Here is a 3,522-nt window from a genome sequence, read left to right on the forward strand (position 1 = left end):
CGCAGCTATGACGTCTGGGCGCTCAACGACATGGCGGTTTTGATCGAAGAAGCGCGAAGCGTGCGCGATGGTCTGCGTGCATTTGCCTTTCTCAACTGCGCTGATCCGGGCGAGCACTCGAACGATAACGTCGAGGCAGCAGCAGCAGTCGCTGAAGTGCCGCAATTTGAATATCTCCCGACACCCTTACGTGTAGCGACTTGCATTTGAAACTGTCCGGGCCTGCATTCCATGCATTTCCAGGCCAGAATTATCTGCAACCAAAGCACCCCTTAGGCCAGGATTCATTGCAACTGAGCCTGCATTCCATGACCCAGGCCAGCATTTCATCTCGGCAGGCCAGCATTAACTGCAACGATCCATGACGTGCCAAGAGCAGCAGGTGCGTCATCTTTGTCCAACTCATGCGTCAGATTTCAGTCTTGATGGATGTTGAAAATTGGACGCTTTTCTTGGACGAACGCCAAGTCGGATTTCCGTGGGCGGCTTCGATCACCGACGACCGTCCAACAATCCATGGTTTGCTGGACGGTGGCGATACTTGCAATCAATGCCCCACGCGATGAAATGCAGTCCTGGACGGTGAAATGCAGGCTCAGTGGCAGATAATCCTGGCCTGAAGGGTCGTGAGTTGCAGCGAATCCTGGCCCGAAATCGCGTCAAATGCAGGCCCGGCAGTTTTCAAATGCAAGTCGCTACAACTACCATCCACGAACGCTAAGCGTCTCCCTGAGTGGCCCGAACCAACTCCCTGAGTGGGGGTAGACCCAACAGAGCCGCAATCGGCAACCACTCATCGATCAGACGTTGGGTCACGACAAGAGATCCTGCAGATAGGCAAACGACAGGGTGGGGATCTTTTGAAACCCCTTGTCGTTGCTGAGAAACAAGGCGGCGTTTCGGATCAAGCTGCTGGCGGCATGAATCGCATCGGGGGTCTTGATGCCCGTGGTCGCCCGCAACCGGGCCGCCTGCTCCAAGACCGCAGCCGTCAGCGGCAGGCGCTCGACCTCGGCGGTATCGAGCAATTCCCGGTACGTGGCCTGCAAAGATTCATCGCCAGCCTGAAATGGCTTGACCAAGACTTCGAGCAAGGTGAGTTCGCTGGTGACGATCCCGCCCCGCTGCCAGATGGGCTGAAGCAAGGTGCAATAGGGCTCGATGTGCTCGACGCTGTAGATGAAGCAGTTCGCATCCAGGTAAATCGCCCCCTCGTCGGGTAGGATCAAGCGTCCCATTGGTCGCGTTCCGTGCGCAGATGCTGGTCGACTTCCTCGGCGGTTTGAAACAGCCGCTGCCCGGACGTTTGCGCCAGAATATCGAGGGCGGAACGGGGCGTTACCGTGCGTTCGGCATCGTCCTCGACGAGTAGGATGACTTTGACGTTCCGACCCCGCCAGGCCCGATGCCGAGCCGGCACCTGGATGACGCCGTCGTCGATCTTGGCTTCAAATTGGATTGCTTGCATGGCCGGTCTCTCTCGGATGGGTGACGTGGCGCCCGTGCGCCTGTGATCGTAGTCGCTCACGCCTTCTACTTCGGATCGATCAGGAGAAAGCGCAGCGCCATGAGGAAGGTTGACGGTGGTGCGCATGCATCGGCTCCTTCAGGTTGATGCGTCTATCGTACCGCCAATGGCGCGCCTGTCGATGCATTACGCGCCGCGCCATGAGCCGACCGCCAGGCAGGCGCGTCCGGCAAGCGCCAGCCCGTCACTTTGTTAAGCCACCGACCGCGCGTCGGCCTCCCAGGAGAGCATCATCGACGCCGTGCCTCCCGCAGCAGCTCGTTGTGGCAATCCATAAACTCGGACGAGGGCTGAATCGTGCGGTCCCCGGCCAAGTAGCGTTGCTCGGCGAGATCGACCGGCCAGCCGGAAAGCTGGCACGCTTGCAGAAGGCGCTGGATGAAGTCGCTGGGCGCCGTGGGGTACAGCTTGGCCAGCTACGACCGCCCGCGCAAACCCGAACCGCTCAGCGGCCTCCAGCGGGCTCAGGATGCGGATATTAGCGGCGGTGTACGTCGGTTTTTCCCTCTCGGTCATGTTGGTTCTCGGTTGGCCCCAGGACGGGGCCGCTCACGATACGCCATCCTGACGCCTTGGAGCGGCCCGCGCGAGCGTCCATTAAAGTACACCTTCTCAGACACCAACCCGCCGCCCTGAAACACCAGTCAAACCGCGTCCGACAAGGTCCAAAAACCATTGATGGACGGATTTCCAGAAAGGTCTATGATGTTTTCGGACACTTCTACAACCGGGGCGCAGATGAGCACAGGCAAAGCCATTGGATACGTCCGCGTGTCCAGCGTCGACCAGAACACCACGCGACAACTTGACGGAATCGCACTGGATCGGATCTTCGAGGATAAACTTTCTGGGTCCAGTCAAGACCAGCGGGCACAACTCCAAGCGTGCTTGGCGTATTTGCGAGATGGTGACGTGTTGCATGTGCATTCCATTGACCGCTTGGCGCGAAATCTGATGGATCTGCAAACCCTGGTCAGTGAGCTAACGGGGCGTGGGGTTGAGGTTCGGTTTCACACCGAGGGATTGACCTTCAACGCCAATGCCAGCGCCAACGATCCGATGCAAATGCTGCTGTTCCAAGTCATGGGCGCGTTTGCGCAATTCGAGCGATCCTTGATCCGGGAGCGTCAGCGCGAAGGGATTGCCGCCGCAAAAGCCGCCGGCAAGCATCTGGGACGGCGCGCAGTGATGACCGAGGCCCACATTGCGGACGCACGAGCCAGGCGCGCGGCGGGGGAATCGGCCACGGATCTCGCCAAGGCGTTTGGGGTATCGAGGGCGACCCTGTATCAGAATCTGGCGGGAGACGCACCACCCAGAAGAAACCATCCTCAATGATGGTATCCGTCAGTTGAGCGGGTTATCCCCACGGTTAAAACGGATCCGCTGCAAGGCGGAGTTGGGTGGGGAAGGTGGAGAAGACGGTGGCGAAACAATCGTCCATCCTTCCGTCGCATGGCGTTCCTGGCGCGCTTTCAGGTCGGCAAAAATACGATCTAAGTCGTGCCCAAAGTTCGCGGCGTGCCGTTCCCGTTGCTGACGGACTTCGCACAGAATAGCGTCACTCATCGTCATCCCCCTGGAGTTCGTCGGGCGTGCAAATAAAGGGTAAAAACAAGCCTTTTAGCCGGAAATGCTCGGCAATGCGTGCTTGAATTTCCGGGTTCGCGATATGGCGGCAGTTCCAGGTGAGTAAATAATCCATGACATGGACCGTCGCCACTGCGATATGCAAAGCGTCTTCGCTCGCTTTCAAGGGAACGATCCCACGCGCCACTAATTCTTTCGCCAGTTCCAGACTCTGGGCGGTGATGTCCAATAAGGGAACACCATGCAAGACGGCGAGTCGTTTGCTAGGAGCCTGTCCGGCTTAGCACCCGCATCGCGAGTACAATCGTGTGTCTCACCCCGAAGCCCAGCGGAGCCTCCATGGCTGTCGAGTTCATCCCCATCGACCGAGACACCCCACTGCGGTTGCCGCCGTGCATCCAGGA

At 58.8% G+C, this 3,522-nt stretch carries 4 protein-coding genes and 1 pseudogene; 2 read left to right on the top strand and 3 right to left on the bottom strand.

What is annotated here, in order from left to right; all coding sequences use genetic code 11:
• Positions 1-210, top strand: a pseudogene (locus tag QZY07_RS23165) (chromosome partitioning protein ParA); the annotation flags it as partial.
• A gap of 602 nt (positions 211-812) precedes the next feature.
• On the opposite strand, the gene QZY07_RS23170 reads toward QZY07_RS23165, so the two are convergent.
• Both QZY07_RS23170 and QZY07_RS23175 read right to left on the bottom strand, forming a co-directional pair.
• Complete coding sequence (locus QZY07_RS23170; RefSeq protein ID WP_295408066.1) at positions 813-1,238, bottom strand: PIN domain-containing protein; 426 nt, start codon at positions 1,236-1,238, stop codon at positions 813-815.
• On the bottom strand, positions 1,226-1,594 hold the full coding sequence (locus tag QZY07_RS23175; protein ID WP_295408068.1) for a hypothetical protein: 369 nt from the start codon (positions 1,592-1,594) through the stop codon (positions 1,226-1,228). The genes QZY07_RS23170 and QZY07_RS23175 overlap by 13 nt, the downstream gene beginning before the upstream one ends.
• A gap of 672 nt (positions 1,595-2,266) precedes the next feature.
• On the opposite strand from QZY07_RS23175, the gene QZY07_RS23180 reads away from it, so the two are divergent.
• A complete protein-coding gene (locus QZY07_RS23180) occupies positions 2,267-2,866 on the top strand; it encodes a recombinase family protein (RefSeq protein WP_295408070.1) in 600 nt (199 codons plus the stop codon).
• A gap of 223 nt (positions 2,867-3,089) precedes the next feature.
• On the opposite strand, the gene QZY07_RS23185 is transcribed toward QZY07_RS23180, so the two are convergent.
• Complete coding sequence (locus QZY07_RS23185) at positions 3,090-3,347, bottom strand: hypothetical protein (protein WP_295408072.1); 258 nt, start codon at positions 3,345-3,347, stop codon at positions 3,090-3,092.
• Between the last annotated feature and the right edge of the window lie 175 nt (positions 3,348-3,522).

The sequence above is a fragment of the uncultured Thiocystis sp. genome (assembly GCF_903866365.1).
Taxonomy (GTDB): Bacteria; Pseudomonadota; Gammaproteobacteria; order Chromatiales; family Chromatiaceae; genus Chromatium.

What these genes read in the sequence shown, in the direction of transcription:
- QZY07_RS23170 (WP_295408066.1), bottom strand. Translation starts at nt 1,238, where the DNA reads ATGGGACGCTTGATCCTACCCGACGAGGGGGCGATTTACCTGGATGCG.
- QZY07_RS23175 (WP_295408068.1), bottom strand. Translation starts at nt 1,594, where the DNA reads ATGCGCACCACCGTCAACCTTCCTCATGGCGCTGCGCTTTCTCCTGAT.
- QZY07_RS23180 (WP_295408070.1), top strand. Translation starts at nt 2,267, where the DNA reads ATGAGCACAGGCAAAGCCATTGGATACGTCCGCGTGTCCAGCGTCGAC.